14 protein-coding genes, 1 tRNA gene and 1 other annotated feature are annotated in these 15,856 nt (G+C 41.9%); of the genes, 7 read left to right on the forward strand and 8 right to left on the reverse strand.

From position 1 onward, the window contains the following. Window positions 1-66: 66 nt before the first annotated feature. Window positions 67-525, reverse strand: a complete 459-nt coding sequence (locus A5886_RS03845; RefSeq protein WP_086273718.1) for a DIP1984 family protein — start codon at window positions 523-525, stop codon at window positions 67-69. A gap of 526 nt (window positions 526-1,051) precedes the next feature. Here A5886_RS03845 and A5886_RS03850 point away from each other — a divergent pair. Beyond that, complete coding sequence (locus A5886_RS03850; RefSeq protein ID WP_086273719.1) at window positions 1,052-2,701, forward strand: peptide ABC transporter substrate-binding protein; 1,650 nt, start codon at window positions 1,052-1,054, stop codon at window positions 2,699-2,701. Between the two features lie 85 nt (window positions 2,702-2,786). On the opposite strand, the gene A5886_RS03855 is transcribed toward A5886_RS03850, so the two are convergent. After that, window positions 2,787-2,868, reverse strand: a tRNA-Leu gene (locus A5886_RS03855). Between the two features lie 116 nt (window positions 2,869-2,984). Next, window positions 2,985-3,226, forward strand: a binding site (T-box leader). A gap of 91 nt (window positions 3,227-3,317) precedes the next feature. On the opposite strand from A5886_RS03855, the gene A5886_RS03860 reads away from it, so the two are divergent. Genes A5886_RS03860 through A5886_RS03875 form a run of 4 tightly spaced genes read left to right on the forward strand, consistent with a single transcriptional unit; the run spans window position 3,318 to window position 7,265 of the window. After that, window positions 3,318-4,157: an SAM hydrolase/SAM-dependent halogenase family protein gene (locus tag A5886_RS03860; protein WP_256926138.1), complete on the forward strand. Its 840-nt coding sequence runs from the start codon at window positions 3,318-3,320 to the stop codon at window positions 4,155-4,157. A 5-nt stretch (window positions 4,158-4,162) separates the two neighbouring features. Continuing rightward, the gene (locus A5886_RS03865; protein ID WP_086273721.1) at window positions 4,163-4,717 is read left to right on the forward strand and encodes an ECF-type riboflavin transporter substrate-binding protein; all 555 of its coding nucleotides are present in this window, start codon (window positions 4,163-4,165) and stop codon (window positions 4,715-4,717) included. Between the two features lie 27 nt (window positions 4,718-4,744). Beyond that, a complete protein-coding gene (locus A5886_RS03870) occupies window positions 4,745-6,448 on the forward strand; it encodes an ABC transporter ATP-binding protein (protein WP_086273722.1) in 1,704 nt (567 codons plus the stop codon). After that, complete coding sequence (locus A5886_RS03875; RefSeq protein WP_086273723.1) at window positions 6,438-7,265, forward strand: energy-coupling factor transporter transmembrane component T family protein; 828 nt, start codon at window positions 6,438-6,440, stop codon at window positions 7,263-7,265. The genes A5886_RS03870 and A5886_RS03875 overlap by 11 nt, the downstream gene beginning before the upstream one ends. A 704-nt stretch (window positions 7,266-7,969) precedes the next feature. On the opposite strand, the gene ypfJ is transcribed toward A5886_RS03875, so the two are convergent. The 3 genes from ypfJ to A5886_RS03890 form a co-directional block, all read right to left on the reverse strand. Then, window positions 7,970-8,863 carry a KPN_02809 family neutral zinc metallopeptidase gene (gene ypfJ, locus A5886_RS03880; protein ID WP_086273724.1) on the reverse strand — a complete coding sequence of 298 codons (894 nt, stop codon included), beginning with the start codon at window positions 8,861-8,863 and terminating at the stop codon, window positions 7,970-7,972. Window positions 8,864-8,980: 117 nt separating this feature from the next. Next, the gene (locus tag A5886_RS03885) at window positions 8,981-9,820 is read right to left on the reverse strand and encodes an aldo/keto reductase (RefSeq protein ID WP_086273725.1); all 840 of its coding nucleotides are present in this window, start codon (window positions 9,818-9,820) and stop codon (window positions 8,981-8,983) included. 173 nt (window positions 9,821-9,993) lie between these two features. After that, entirely contained in the window at window positions 9,994-10,821 is an 828-nt protein-coding gene (locus A5886_RS03890) for a manganese catalase (RefSeq protein ID WP_086273726.1), read from the reverse strand. A 194-nt stretch (window positions 10,822-11,015) separates the two neighbouring features. Between A5886_RS03890 and A5886_RS03895 the strand changes: the two genes are divergently transcribed. After that, complete coding sequence (locus A5886_RS03895; RefSeq protein ID WP_086273727.1) at window positions 11,016-11,957, forward strand: magnesium transporter CorA family protein; 942 nt, start codon at window positions 11,016-11,018, stop codon at window positions 11,955-11,957. A 39-nt stretch (window positions 11,958-11,996) separates the two neighbouring features. On the opposite strand, the gene A5886_RS03900 is transcribed toward A5886_RS03895, so the two are convergent. From A5886_RS03900 to A5886_RS03910, 3 genes are all read right to left on the reverse strand, one after another. Next, the gene (locus A5886_RS03900) at window positions 11,997-12,848 is read right to left on the reverse strand and encodes a carbohydrate ABC transporter permease (protein WP_256926139.1); all 852 of its coding nucleotides are present in this window, start codon (window positions 12,846-12,848) and stop codon (window positions 11,997-11,999) included. Continuing rightward, window positions 12,838-13,710, reverse strand: coding sequence for a carbohydrate ABC transporter permease (locus A5886_RS03905; protein WP_086273728.1), 873 nt, complete (start codon window positions 13,708-13,710; stop codon window positions 12,838-12,840). Before A5886_RS03905 ends, A5886_RS03900 begins: the two co-directional genes overlap by 11 nt. Before the next feature lie 131 nt (window positions 13,711-13,841). After that, window positions 13,842-15,095, reverse strand: coding sequence for an ABC transporter substrate-binding protein (locus tag A5886_RS03910; RefSeq protein ID WP_086273729.1), 1,254 nt, complete (start codon window positions 15,093-15,095; stop codon window positions 13,842-13,844). A gap of 411 nt (window positions 15,096-15,506) precedes the next feature. Here A5886_RS03910 and A5886_RS03915 point away from each other — a divergent pair, with 411 nt between their 5' ends. Further along, a complete protein-coding gene (locus A5886_RS03915) occupies window positions 15,507-15,755 on the forward strand; it encodes a GlsB/YeaQ/YmgE family stress response membrane protein (RefSeq protein ID WP_086273730.1) in 249 nt (82 codons plus the stop codon). Window positions 15,756-15,856: the final 101 nt, after the last annotated feature.

Here is a 15,856-nt window from a genome sequence, read left to right on the forward strand (position 1 = left end):
CGTCCATGGTGTACATATAAGCCTGTACCTGCTGTGTGCTCGCCTTTGACATCCCACCCAAGCTGTTTATTGTGATAGATCTGTCAACCAATTGGTCTGTTGGATTTGCCCGTCGATCTCTCGCAATTGTTGTGCTGTTTGGTTCAGTAATTTGGTGATTTCTTTGGTATCAATGGTCCTGACATAGCGAATCTCATTACGTCCCATTCGTGGACCGGCTTTGGCGGCATCTAGCATTTGTGTATACAATGCATGGCTTTGGCGCAAGCGTTCTCGTTGGGAGAGGGCATCCACTACCAACAGGCTGCTCTCCACTATCGTTGTATGGGCATTGGTATGATTGATCTGGCGGGCAATCTCATCTAATTGTTGACTCCCTTGTTGATAGTCAGCCAATAAATCGGATACACTTCGATCCAATGTGTCACCCTCTTGGACTAAGACGCTGCCAGTGATTTCGGTACGTAAAATGTGTAAACGATTTTCTAAATCACGCCGCAGTAACAATGCTTCCGCTAATTTCATCAAAAAACCTCCTCAAATAGGTATCTATCAAGTCTCTTTCATCTATCCTATGCAATCGCTGCCGATAATGCAAGAAAGAAGATCAATGACCGAACTATCAGAATTTTCTCAAATCACATTGACATCATTTGCGTGCAATAGTATACTTTAAAGCAATCATGAAATGAACAAGAAATTGAAGATCCTGCACGTTGAAGAGAAGAGTAGCTTTGGCGCCTGTTGCAAGAGACCCCGGATGGTGAGAAAGGGGAATGGGCAAAGATGTGAAGATGAGCTCTGAGTGATTTGACTGGTTCACGCCGGTCAAACGGCAAGCAGCCGTTATCCTGCCGGGTATGCGTACGTACCGTTGAGGTGTTATATGAAATAACACGAAGAAGGGTGGTAACACGAAATTCTCGTCCCTTTGTTTGTCAGTTTTTGATGAGCAAAGGGATGGGGATTTTTTTTATCGGCGCTTCAATCATTGACTTTTCATGAGATAGCTATTCAACAAATTGGAAAGATTTGAGGAGGAACTGGAAAAATGAATTGGAAAAAAGGATTATTGGTATCAACAGGCTTGATCACACTAACTTTGGCAGGTTGTTCGACAACTGGGACTACGAATGAATCATCTGCAGCGGGAGATGCTACAGCTGCAGCACAAACGATTTCTGTGAGTTTGCCCGCAGAATTGACGACATTAGATACAACTCAAACCACGGATAAGGTGACATTTACTGTCATTCAACATTTGTTCGAAGGGTTGTACCGCTTTGATGAAGACAGTCAACCGGTACCAGGTTTGGCTGAAGGTGTAGATATCAGTGAAGATGGCAAAACCTATACGTTCACGATTCGTGAAGATGCCAAATGGAGTAATGGAGAGAAAATCACTTCTGCAGATTTTGCTTATGCCTGGAAAAAATTAGTAGATCCTGCCACGATGGGCCCGAATGCATATTTGTTGGATAATGTAGTTAACAGCAAAGACATTCGTGAAGGCAATGCATCAATCGATACGATTGGCTTAGAAACGCCAGACGATCAAACATTTGTTGTACAACTGGACCAACCGCAAGCTTCCTTCCTATCGGTTGTATCTATTGGCTGGTTGGCACCGCAAAATCAAGCCTTTGTGGAAGAAGAAGGCGATAACTATGCCAAAACGAGTGACGATTTGCTTTATTCAGGACCGTTCGCGCTGACCGATTGGCAACAAACAGGGGCCGAATGGACCATGATCAAAAATGATGATTACTATGACAAAGATGTTGTCAAATTAGATGAGATCAACGGATCAACGATCAAAGAGGAAAATACCGGTATTCAATTATTCGAAAGTGATGAATTGGATATCCAAAAAATCAGCGGTTTATATGTGCAACAATACCAAGACAATGACCAGTTGGTGACCCACAATGATATCGCCAACTACTTCCTTGATTTCAATAAGCAAGCCAATGAAGCACTAGCCAATGTGCATGTCCGTAAAGCGATTTCGTTGGCAATCGATAAAGACAGCTTGGCGAACGATGTTTTGAATGATGGTGCGAAACCATTGAATGGGCTGATTCCAAGCGGCTTGTATGCAAACCCAAATACAAATGAAGATTTCCGTGCGTATAGTGGCGAGTACAATCAATTTGATTCGACAGCGGCGCAAGAGGAATGGGATAAAGCCCAGTCTGAGATTGGCGATCAGATAGCGCTGAAGTTATTGGTGACGGATGATGACAATGGACAAAAGATTGGTGAATACTTGCAGAGCCAATTACAAGAAAATCTGCCCGGGCTGACGATCACGATCAACAAACAGCCACGTACCAACTTGAATCAATCCCGCTCAGATGGAGATTATGAACTATCTGTATCTGGTTGGATTGCCGGTAGCAGTGACTTGGATTCATATTTTAACTTGTACAAGAATGGTTCTTCTTACAATTACGGCGGCTACGATAGTGAGGCTTATACAACGCTGACCGAAAATGCCCGCACAGTCGATGCCAATGATCCTGATAAAGTATTTGAAGACTACAAAGCAGCTGAAGATATTTTATTGACGCAAGATGCAGCACAAGTCCCTTTGTATCAAAGCGCTTCTAATTACTTGATCAAATCAAAAATCAAAGATATCCAATATCCAGCTTACGGTGCGTATTTCTTTTTCAGAACCGCATCCGTCAGTGAGTAGACAGCATCAACAAAAACCCCCTTTTACCATTCGATAAAAGGGGGTTTGACATAAAAAAAGCCCACCAATCCAATGGTGGGTAAGATGCGGAAGATGGGAGTTGAACCCACACGAGATAATCTCACACGCGCCTGAAGCGTGCGCGTCTGCCATTCCGCCACTTCCGCCTATCAAAACGATACCTCTTTTGGAAGGGAAATGCAAGAAGAAAACGCAACTGCAAACAATAGAAAATAATGATTGACAAATGAGAAACACTTTGGTAATTTTAATGAAACAAAATGTAAACGCGATGAAAAAGAAAGTAAAATCAAGGTAGTTGTCTCTCAGAGAGTTCCGGCAGGTGAGAAGGAACGGCAATGAATGATTTGAACATGACTTTGGAGCGGATTTTCTGACTGAAATGAGGAAAATACGGCAGCCCCGTTAACAAGCAGCAGTCTCCGTCAATGATCGGGTACTGATTGAGGCAGGATCTATATGATTCTGCAATGTAAGGTGGTACCGCAGGTAAATGCCCTTAGTGAAAGCTAGGGGTGTTTTTTTTTTTTTTCAGAATGATTGGGAAATCCCGCGGATACACATTTGTTTGAATCGAAGTGTGAGGAGGTTCTATGTGCATAAATTAGTATTGCAAACAGATTTTGGCTTACAAGATGGGGCGGTCAATGCGATGTATGGTGTGGCTTATCAAGTGGATCCTGGACTTATCATCAATGACTTGACCCATGAGATCACACCGTACCAAATCTATGATGCCAGTTATCGTTTATGGCAAAGTGTGGCGTATTGGCCAGCAGGTACAGTATTTGTTTCCGTTGTTGATCCCGGTGTCGGTTCCCAGCGCTGCAGTGTAGTGGCTAAGTTGCAGACGGGGCAGGTGATCATCACACCAGATAATGGAACATTGACACACGCAGCGGCATATCTCGGTATTGAAGCGTTGCGGGTCATCGATGAAGAGACTGAGCGCTTAGCGGGTTCATCTGAAAGCCATACCTTTCATGGTCGAGATGTCTATGTCTATAATGGTGCTTGGCTTGCAAGTGGTCAAGCGGCGTTTGCATCGATTGGCAGCCCAGCAGATCCAGCATCGATCACTACGTTCTCAATTGAAAAACCGATACAATATGAAACAAGCATTCACGGTACCATCGATATCTTAGATATCCGCTTTGGGTCTTTATGGACGAATATTCCTTCTTCCTTTTTTCATGCATGGCACGTCGCTTATGGTGATCGATTAGAAGTGACCATCACCCATCACGAAACCATCTATTATCAAGAAACAGTCGCATTTGGTCGGTCTTTTGCGCAAGTCAGTCCTTTGGCACCTGTCCTTTATATCAATTCATTATTACACGTTGGTCTTGGCTTGAACTTGGCGTCATTTGCAGAAACATTCAACATAGGCACTGGAACTGAGTGGAAAATCACAATCAAAAAGGAGAAATGAGCAATATGAAAAAATCACAATTTACAGTTAAGCACATCGTCGCAATCGGTATTGGTGCAGCAGTTTTCTTTATTCTGAAGCGTTTTGTCACGATTCCTACAGGATTCCCTAACACAGATATTGCAACAGCCTATCCATTTTTGGCTTTGCTAGGCGTGGTGTATGGGCCAATCGTTGCTGGACTCGCTGGTTTTATCGGCCACGCATTAGGTGATTTGACGACCTATGGTGCTTGGTGGTCTTGGATCATCGCCTCAGGTATCTTAGGCGTTTTCTTCGGTCTGTTGACACGCTGGATTCCGATCCAAGCAGGTATTTTTGGGTCAAAAGAGATCAAAACATTTCTGATTGGCGAAACGATTGCCAATTTGATCGTCTGGGTGATCATCGCTCCCGTCGGTGATATTTTGATCTATGCTGAAGCAGCCAACAAAGTATTTACCCAAGGGATCATTGCGGGATTGACCAATGCCATTGTAACTGGGATAATCGGAGTGATCCTGCTAAAAGCCTACGCCCAAACCAAAACCAAAAAAGGCAGCTTAAGTAAGGAATCTTAATTTATAGAAATGTGTGAAGAATAAAAAATGAAACAAAAAATCATTCAATTCAACGATTTTTCATTTCAATACGATGCCCAATCTGAGCCAACTTTGAAGCATATAGATCTAACGATTTATGCTGGAGAAAAAATATTGATCATTGGACCCAGCGGTTCAGGAAAAAGTACATTGGGCAAATGTTTGAATGGCTTGATTCCGCAAAACGATCCGGGCAAAGCAACAGGGTCTTTGCAAATTGGTTCAGCTCATTTTGGCCATGCGTCGATTTACGATTTGTCTTTACAAGTGGGCACGGTGTTGCAGGATACCGATAGCCAATTTGTTGGATTGACAGTGGCGGAAGATATAGTTTTTTCATTAGAAAATGAGCAGAAAAGTCAATCAGTGATGGAAGAGGCTTTGCAAACATGGGCGCAAAAAACAGATTTGATCGATCAGCTACACAAACGGCCACAAGATTTATCCGGCGGTCAAAAACAGCGGGTATCAATGGCGGGCGTCTTGATCGACGAAACCCCTATTTTGCTTTTCGATGAACCATTAGCTAATTTGGATCCCAAAACCAGTGTCGCAGCTATTGAGATGATTGATCAATTGCATAAAGAACAAGGGTTTACAGCGATTATCATCGAACATCGATTAGAAGAAGTCTTGGCGGCACCTATCGATCGAATCATCGTTATGGATGAAGGGATGATCGCGGCAGATACTACCCCGGATGCTCTCTTGCGGAGTAGTTTATTACAAGAGGTAGGCATTCGTGAACCCCTTTATATAAAGGCATGCAAAAAAATCGGCCTGCCGCTGCCAGCACAAAATCTAACAATGATCACGCACTTCAGTTCGCCGGAAATCAAAACAGCCCTCAGCCAATTTCAAGCTCTTTATCCAGCTTCTGAGGGAAAGAAACTGTCTGAGCCCCTGCTACAAGCAGCCAATGTTTCATTTGCGTATGAAGCAGGCAAGCCGATCTTGTCGCATCTCGACTTTACGATCCATCGAGGAGAAATGATCAGCTTAGTCGGACACAATGGCGCTGGTAAATCCACCCTGTCACACTTGATCACTGGCTTTTTGACTCCTAGCTCAGGGAAATTATCCTGGCAAGGAAAGGACATGGCCGGTGATTCAATCAAAGAACGGGCCGAAAAAATCGGCTATGTCTTGCAAAACAGCAATCAAATGTTGTCAAAAAATTTCTTGTTTGATGAAGTGGCTTCAGGACTGCGCAATCGATCCATAGAAGAAGCAGTTATTCGAAACAAAGTCCACGAGACATTACGTATTTGTGGGTTGTATCCCTATCGTTCTTGGCCGTTATCGGCCCTCAGCTACGGGCAAAAGCGGCGGGCCGCGATTGCAGCGATTCTTGTCCTAGAACCAGAATTGATTTTGCTGGATGAGCCGACTGCGGGGCAAGATTATCGGCACTATCATGATATGATGACCTTTATTCAGTCTTTGAATGCATTAGGATTAACGATCATCATGATCACTCATGACATGCACTTAATGTTGGAATATACCCAACGGACGATCGTTTTGGCCAATGGCAAAGTCTTGGCTGATGCTACCCCAGCTGAGGTATTGGGTGACTCGTCGATTACGCAAGTGGCAAATCTGCAAGAAACCAGTCTTTATATGCTGGCGAAAGTCAATCAACTCCCGCATCCAACAGCCTTTACCACGGCCTTTATTGCGAGTGAAGGGGTGCGTCATGGAAAATAATCTTATCGGGTATGTCGCTAGGGATACATGGCTGCATCGGCTAAGCGGCACGACCAAACTGATCTGTTTTTTGCTGATCTCAGTCATTGGAATGGTGACGTATGATACGCGTTTTTTGTTGGCATTGGGAGGATTATCCATCTATCTTTTCGCTGCTTCAGGCATTCGTTATCGTGATGTCGCATTGGTGCTTAAGTTTATTGTGTTTTTCTCTGTCTTGAATTTGGTGGCTGTGTATCTGTTTGCACCGGAATATGGTGTAACGATTTATGGGACTAGACATGTATTGGTGGAGGGAATCGGTCGTTATACGATCACGCAAGAACAACTCTTTTATGAATGTAATCTACTGATCAAATATATCGTGACCATTCCACCAGGCTTGATATTCCTTTTTACGACGAATCCTAGTGAATTGGCTGCCAGTATCAATCGAATCGGAATTTCTTACAAGATTGCTTATGCAGTCGCATTAGCGCTGCGATATATTCCAGATATCCAAGACGATTTTCGTACCATTGCCAAAGCACAGCAAGCAAGAGGCGTCGAGCTGTCCAAAAAAGCACCGTTGAAACAGCGAATCACTGGAAATCTGGCAATTGCGATCCCGCTGATTTTTTCTAGTTTAGAACGGATCGATCATATCTCTGCAGCAATGGAACTACGCCGTTTTGGGAAACACAAAAAACGGACATGGCTCAAAGCGCGTCCGTTACAAGCAAAAGATTTTGTTGCGATCCTGTTGACTGGCTGCATTGTACTGATTGGTATCAGTCTTTTCTTTGTCAATGGCGGCCGTTTTTATAATCCGTTTTAATAAAAGAAGTGTCCTCGTATAGGATGCTTCTTTTTTTTGCAAAAAGGAGCCCCGCCAGCGGGGACTGGCGGGGTAGGAGTAAAAATGAAAAAGTGTTAGGGTTTGTTTGTTGGTATATGTATATAATAGCCTGCAGATGTGAAAAAAGATGGGTAAAGATATAGTAAAAATATGAAGAAATAAAGAAACAATGCATCGATGGTATGGATTGAGAAAAACGATTTCTACCTGAGTAGGAACTATACGAAATCCGAAGTCTCAATGAACAAAAAGGAGCCCCGCCAGCGGGGACTGACGGGGTAGGAGTAAAAATGAAAAAGTGTTAGGGTTTGTTTGTTGGTATATGTATATAATAGCCTGCAGATGTGAAAAAAGATGGGCAAAGATATAGTAAAAATATGAAGAAATAAAGATCATTTGTATCAATGGATATGTCCACAAAGAAACGTACACTATAGACGAGTAGAAAATATATGCAGCAATACTTGTAAAAAAAAAGGGCCTGTCAGCGGGGACTGACAGGCAAGGAGTAAAAATGAAAAAGTGTTAGGGTTGTTTGTTGGTATATGTATATAATAGACCGCAAATGTGAAAAAAGTATGACGAAGCAGCCACGATTTATGGAACAAAGATTAAGAAAGAATAAAGATAGCTGCAGTTCATTTATCCAAAGGATTGGGTAAATGCATGCAGCTGTCTTTGTTTTATTGATTAGTCAAGTCTAAATTATTTTCTTTGAAGGTATCACCATGACTGAGATCGCCATATTGATACCCGCGGTTGAACCATGCAACCCGCTGTGCCGAGGTACCATGGGTAAAACTATCAGGGACGACATAGCCTTGATATTCTTTTTGAAGTGTATCATCACCGATCGCATTGGCAGCAGTGATGGCTTCCTCAATATCACCAGCTTCTAGAATGGGTTGGCCTTGATACGTTTCGCCCGCTAGATATTTAGCAAAGGTACCTGCCAGATAGTCAGCTTGTAATTCAAGACGGACGCTGTATTCATTATATTCAGTATCAGACACTTGTTGACGAATTTTCTCTAGCTGCTGGGTGATCCCCAATTCATTTTGTACATGATGTCCCACTTCATGGGCAATCACATAGGCCATGGCGAAATCACCACTGGCGCCATATTTACTCGCCAATTCATTGGCAAAACTTAAGTCAAGATACACATGTTCATCTGCCGGACAATAAAAGGGCCCCACTTGTGAGGTTGCATAGCCGCAGGCAGATTGCACACTATCGGTAAATAAAACCAACGTTGGATCCTGATAAGCTTCTTGTCGCTCTTGGAACACGTCTTGCCAATAATCTTCTAAATGACCAAAAACGACGGCGGAAAATTCTTTTTCTTCAGTGTAAGCATCTGTGGCTACATTTTCCGTTTGGTAATTTGCAGCTTGATTGCTGCCGCCAAGTACATCCGGTAAGGAACCAATGTCACCGCCGCTCAAAAGAAAAAATAGTACGGCGATGATCACTGTTCCAATTCCTCCGCCAGCAACCAATTTCCCGCCAGAACCAGATGAACGCCCCGTTCGATCATCGATATTGGCACTTTGTCTACCCCCACGCCATTTCATCCATATCTCCTCCTCAAGAATTGTTACTTCTATTATAAGAGATATCGAGAGGGATGGGAAAAGAAGCGACTTAAGCACTCTTGTCTAAAAGTGCGATAAGCCGCCAATCGAAATAATCTATTCAAATTCCTCATATTCATTCGGATCTTGGCCATCGATACGACCATCTTCTTTATTCAGCCCATTGATTTGCTTCACTTCGTCAGAGGTCAATGAGAAATCAAAAATCGCCAGGTTTTCCCGTTGGTGCGCCAAATTCCGTGATTTTGGCAATGGCAAAATACCACGATCAATATGCCAACGTAAAATGATTTGTCCTGCAGACTTTTGATACTTTTCAGCCAATGCCTGAATGACAGGTTCTTTGATTGCATCACTCCCGCGGCCTAATGGACTCCAAGCCTCCGTTTGGATCCCGCGTTTTTCATTTTCAGCAACCATGCGTTCTTGGACCCAATAAGGATGGATCTCGATTTGATTCAACGCAGGGGTCACCCCAGTTGCGTCTATGATCGTGTCTAAATGTTCCGGTTCAAAGTTAGACACACCAATTGTGCGAATCAAGCCTAATTTTTGTGCAGTGACTAGCGCTTTCCAAGCATCAACATATTTGCCACGCTTTGGTAGGGGCCAGTGGATCAAAAAAGCATCAAAATAATCAAGCTCCATTCGTGCAAGGGACTCTTGGATGCTTGATAAAGCTTCTTCATAGTCATGATATTTTCCTGGAAGTTTTGAAGAGATAAAGAATTCTGAGCGAGGGATGCCAGAACGCTGAATCGCTTTGCCGACGATGCCTTCATTGTCGTAATTGGTTGAAGAGTCAAACAAACGGTAACCATCCGCAATCGCTGCGTGGAGTTGATTCAATCCTTCACCGCCGCGGATTTGAAATGTCCCCATTCCGATAGCGGGACGTAAATGACCGTCATTCAAAGTCAATAATGGTGCTTTCATAAAATAACTCCTCCTTTTTTATTATGATTATTACTCTACAATGTTTTTTGCGTTTATGTAAATTACTTTGCTCAAGCAGACAAAAAAGAATAGACAGAAAAATAGTAGAAGATGCCAGGACCAAACTGTTGATCGGCATGTCATACATCTTATTCTGTCTATTCTCTTACTGACTATTTAACAGGGGGTGTACCGTACATTTTCGGTGTGACAGGTTTTAAATCCGGGGCTTTGCCTTCGACTTTCGGTTCATCCAACCATTGGTATTCACCTTCACCATCTAGTGCTTTTCCAGAAGCCCATAGGCCATCTTTACTTTGATCTCCTTCAGAGAAATTATAGAAATCATAGGCGATGTCTAAGCGTTCATTTTTGCGATCAAATGTACTAGGTACCAAAATGGATCCTTCTTTTTCTTCCAATTCTTTGACAGCAGCTGCCCAAAGATTTTGATGATAACTATCACGGGCTAATAAAACAGACAATAAATCTTTCACACCGCGATCATCGATCATTTCATATATTCTTGCCACTTGCAAACGTCCTTGAGATTCAGCATTTAAGTTCGCGCGGAAGTCAGCTAATAAATTTCCACTGGCAATGATGTAACCGCCAGACCAAGGATTACCCATGCTGTCTGCCGGACGAGGTCCTAAACCAGCAACGATGGCTTGCTGCGGATTCATACCCGAAATGATTGCACCAATCGTAGGATCTTTTTTCATCGCAGCTTCTTGGTCTTCTACAGGTGCATCATCCAGTAAGCGTGCAACCATTGTCGCCAACATCTCAACGTGTCCCAGTTCTTCAGTGGCAATATCCATCAGCATATCTTTATATTTTTCTTCGCCACGACAACTCCAACCTTGGAACAAATACTGCATGGCTACACTCATTTCTCCGTACTGTCCACCAATTAATTCTTGAAGGTATTTCGCAATTAACGGATTTGGCTTATCGGGGTTAGCTTCAAACTGTAATTCTTTTTGATGACGAAACATACACAATTCCTCCTTGAAATAGTTTATTTGGCCCAAATTAAGTTTCTCACGATATCAAATTATCGTCCATTAAAAGGCTCTATTTTTGCTTTTTTTTGCTCAGTTTATGAACATAATACATTTATTTTGACAAATGTGAAAAACCGTAAGATAGTTGATATAGAAGTGTATTTAAGGAAAAAGGAGCGAGAAAAATGTTTCGATATTATAAAATTGAGGAAAAGAAAGTGACTGAGTCAACAAAAGATGATTACAATTGGCTTGTGATCACTGGTAGTGATCCGAATGAGCAAAGAGAATTGTTGGATCGGTATCAATTACCTGAAGATATTTTTATCGGATCGAATGAACCTGAAGAAGTGTCGCGTTTAGAACATCTACGCAATACCAAACTGACTCATCCAATGCTGTATACATTGATTGACTTATCTGAAGTGACAAATGAGCGTATTGAAGATCGCTTAGAACCAATCACCTTCATTTATGCAGACGACTTAATGATTACTTATGCATCTGATCGTTCCAATTTGATTGAGCGGTTGATTGAGAAGCATGAACAAGATATTGATCATTTTGAAGACGTCATCGCTTATGCAACATTGATGATTTACACACACTTTATCAAAGGATTGCAACATATGAAGCGCCGAATCGACGAATTGGATGAAGCTGCGCGTAAAACGACTGAAAACAATGAACTATTCAATCTTGCAGATACTGAGCGGGATATGGTCTATTTGGATCATACGCTGAGGGACCAAAATCATACAGTTGATCGCTTGATGGAGCATAAATCATTTCTTGACCGTTTGGATAATGAGCCTTTGGTATACGATATCAAATTACGTCAAAAATTTGCCAATAAAATGGTCACTATTTATCGTGATCTTTTGGAAACGATCGGCGGATTATTCTCAGATATGATGGATAATAATCTAAACCATTTGATGAAATATTTGGACTCAGCAGCACTCGTAGTGGCTATCCCGTCATTGATCGCTGGTTTATGGGGCATCAATACTGGGGGATTGCCAGGAAAAGACAATACGATAGGCACGATTTTGGTCTTTGGCTTGGCGATACTGGTGGGGATATTAACTGCGGTTTATCTGTCTCGAAAAGATTTTTCAAAATAAACGAAAACAACGTCACTCTTTGCGTGACGTTGTTTTCGTTTATTTTATGCCACTATCTAAATTACTATCAAGAATCCAACGTTGAAAGGCCAAAAATACCAAGAGTAACGGCAAGATCGAAATGACGGAAGCTGCAATCAAAATCGTCCAGTTGATATTTTCTGCACCAACTAAACTGCGAATCGCCACTTGCAACGTATATTTCTTTGGATCATTCAAGACGATCAATGGCCAAATATAATCATTCCAGCGCCATTGGAAAGAAAATATACCTAAAGTCATAATAATAGGACTGGCGATGGGCAACATGATTTTCAAAAAAATCGTGCCATCTGAAGCGCCGTCTATCCGAGCAGATTCAATCAAGTCATTCGGCACTGAAACAAAGAATGTCCGAAACATAAAGATGCCAGTTGCGGTATTGATCGAAGGAATGATAATGCCCAGTAAGTTATCATACAAACCAAGCGCGCGAATCACTGAAAATGTGGGATTCATAATCACTTCTGTTGGCAGCATAGTCGTCGCGATAATACAAATAAAGAAAAAACGAAGCCACTTGGCATCATATTTGGCGAAAGCATAGCCGCAGGCAGCACTGGCTAATATGGTTAACACAGTTGTCGTAACTGCTGAAATCAGAGTATTGCTAAAATAACGAAAGAAGTCGAGGGTTGTCCACGCGTCAATAAAGTTTTGTACTGTTGGATTTTCTGGAAATACGTTTAATGGATAAGCAAACAATTCGGTACCAGGTTTGAATGCGCTGAGTAAAAACCAAAGGAGCGGGAATACATACAACAAGGAAGTGATGACTAACGCCAGCGTCAGAAAGAACATCGCTGACTTTTTCGCCGGTGCTTTTTTAAGGGTATTTTGTTTAGACATCATTTTTACCCCCTCCTAATTTCATTTGTACCAAGCCTAATAGCAACAAAATGACAAAGAGGACCATAGATGCAGCACTGGCGTAGCCGACACGCATCTTGTCAAAGCCGGTGGTATAGATATACTGCACGATAAACATATTGTCAGTCCCAGGACCACCATTCGTTAAAGACTGGACCAACGCAAACTCTTTCATGGAACCAATGGATGCCAATAAAATCACCATAAATGAGGTTGGCTTCAGCATTGGAATCGTAATAAAGCGCAATTTATTCCAAAAACTCGCACCATCGATTTCGGCTGCTTCATATAAGGAACGGGGGATATTTTTTAATGCTGCGGTAAATTGCAATATATTGAAGGCTGTCCCACCCCAAATGGCTGCCAAAATGATTACGGAAAAGGCAGCATTGGAATCAGTAAACCAAGGAATGGTTTGTTGACCGCTTTGTTCTAACAGAAAGTTGATGAAGCCGAAGTTTTCGCCGAATAACCATTTCCAGATGACCCCAGCAATAATACCTGAAATCGTCCAAGGCAGAAAGAAAATGATTTTGGCGAGGAAACGTCCTTTAGCTAAGTCACTATTCAATAAAAGTGCGATGGCTAATGAAATCACATAAATACTTGGGACCAATATAATCACGTAGCGAAATGTACGAAACAAGGCTTTATAAAAACTATCATCGCGAAATAATTCTTGATAGTTTGCTAAACCAATAAAGTTTGCTTCAGCAAACCCTTTGTAGTCTGTTAACGAGTAATACAAACCTAAAATGGCTGGAATCAAAAAGAACAGCACGAATAAAATAATGCTCACACCAGTGAATAGCAATGGCCATTTGTGTTTATGTAACGTATGCATGATAATCCCCTCCAACCCTTCATAGCATGTCGCCTATGGAAAAGAACCGAATAAGTGTTAGGACGATCACTGCAAAAGATGAGTGAATCGCATCTGACACTTGTTCAGGTTCTTTCATCGGCTTATTTTGCTTATTTTTTTAGAAAACCGTCATTGTAATCTTGGATTGTTTTCTCAATGGCGTCGTCCAACGAAATTTCATCATTCAAGACTTGCACGATGGCTTCTTTATAGGCACCTGTCAAACCTGTATAGCCCTTCATACTCATGGTGACTTGATCATTGGTTTGTTTACCGCTGATTGGTTGTGCCGCTGCGGCAATTTCTTGGTTATAGATTTCGTAGGCATCTTGGCCTTGTTCATACTCGATCGTCATGTCTTCGACAGCTGGCAAATAACCAGCATAGGTACAGAGTTGTTTGTAGTTTTCTTCTTCGTATAGCCACTCAATGAACTTTTGTCCTTCTTCACTATTCTTACTGTTGCTGAAACCAGTAATAAAGTTGCCACCCATATTCAATGCGCGGGTTTCTTGCGCAGGGGCGTAAACAGACTGCCATTTGAAATTGCTGATATTATTAGAAAAATCGACGATTTGCCAACTGCCGGAGAAGTAGGCTGGGACACGACCGCTTTTGAACATCGCCGAGGCATCTTCTCCTGAGGTCCAAACAGACTTAGGCATCACACCATCGTTGTTCAAGTCAATAAATTTTTGCAACGCTTCTTTTGTCGCATCATCTGTTGTATAAGAATCGCCACTATCATCTAGGAAGAAATCTTGTCCGCCATATTGATACGTAAAGGCCCGCAGTCGATGGTCAGATGCATCCATGACCATACCATATTTGGCATCGGTCTTTTCAACAACTTCATTTATGGCATCAAGAAATTCATCCCATGTCCAAATATCGTCTTCGGATTGTGGATAGGCTACACCAGCTTCATCAAACAAATCGGTATTCAAAAATAAACCGGTAGCGGTTACATCTGATGGTAAGGCTTTCACCACATCTTCTTCATTTTTGATGGTCATAGATTCTAATGTATTGGCATCATCCGCAACTGCCGTCAAATCCATCAAGTATTCATTCCAATCTGGCAAGACGGTTGACACACGGACAACTTCAGGCGCATCATCCGCCTGTACAGCTTTCGTGATTTTCGTTAATAAATCATCGTAGGGCACATCTGTCACTTCAACGGTTACGCCAGTTTCCTCTTTGTACTTCTCAGCCATTTTGGTGTAGGCACCGCCTTCACTTGTGTCACCTGAGACAAACATTCGGATTTCTTTGGCATCAGAACTATCACCATTGCCGCAACCTGCTACTAAGAGTAAAGCTGCCATGCTTATAATTGTCATCCCTAACTTCTTATTCATGATATTTCGCTCCCTTATATTTTGTTTTGAATGTTCAAATAAACCCTCAACTTCAACCATAACTGAAACGTGGGTATGTGAATGTAACAACTGTCATAAGAATATAGCGGTGAAAGGAAAGTATAGATAGGTGATAAAATTTCTTATTTGATGAAATGAAACACCTGTTGTTCTTTCTTAGTGTAGCGGAAAAAGGGGAAAACACAAAGTAAAACGATTTCATTTTGGCGGCTTATCTTAAAACAACGCGTTAAGAGTGGTTTTTATGTAAATGTCCACTTACTAAAATCCTTAATATAACAAGGTTTCTCAACTTTTTTTTGCGATTGAGAGCAAATCTTTTGTCTAATTTAACAAAGAAGCGTAACATAAACAGTGTAATAAATATCAAACAGAAAGAAGGAGAAAAACATGGGTTGGTTATGGACATTAATCGTAGGAGCTATTATCGGTTTGATCGCCGGTGCAATTACAAATAAAGGTGGATCAATGGGCTGGATCGCGAACATTGTTGCTGGTTTAGTCGGCGCTGCAATTGGTCAAGGACTATTAGGTTCTTGGGGACCATCATTAGCTGGAATGGCATTAGTTCCTTCAATCATTGGTGCGGTTATCGTGGTTGCTGTAGTGTCATTTTTCTTAGGACGCTCTAAAGCCTAATTATTCAGCTATTGTATACATTTATTGATCACACATAGGAAACTATGGATACAAAGACAGGGATTGACGGATTCGTCAAGACCTGTCTTTTTTTTTGATAA

This window comes from Candidatus Enterococcus testudinis (genome assembly GCF_002140915.1).
Taxonomy (GTDB): domain Bacteria; phylum Bacillota; class Bacilli; order Lactobacillales; family Enterococcaceae; genus Enterococcus_D; species Enterococcus_D testudinis.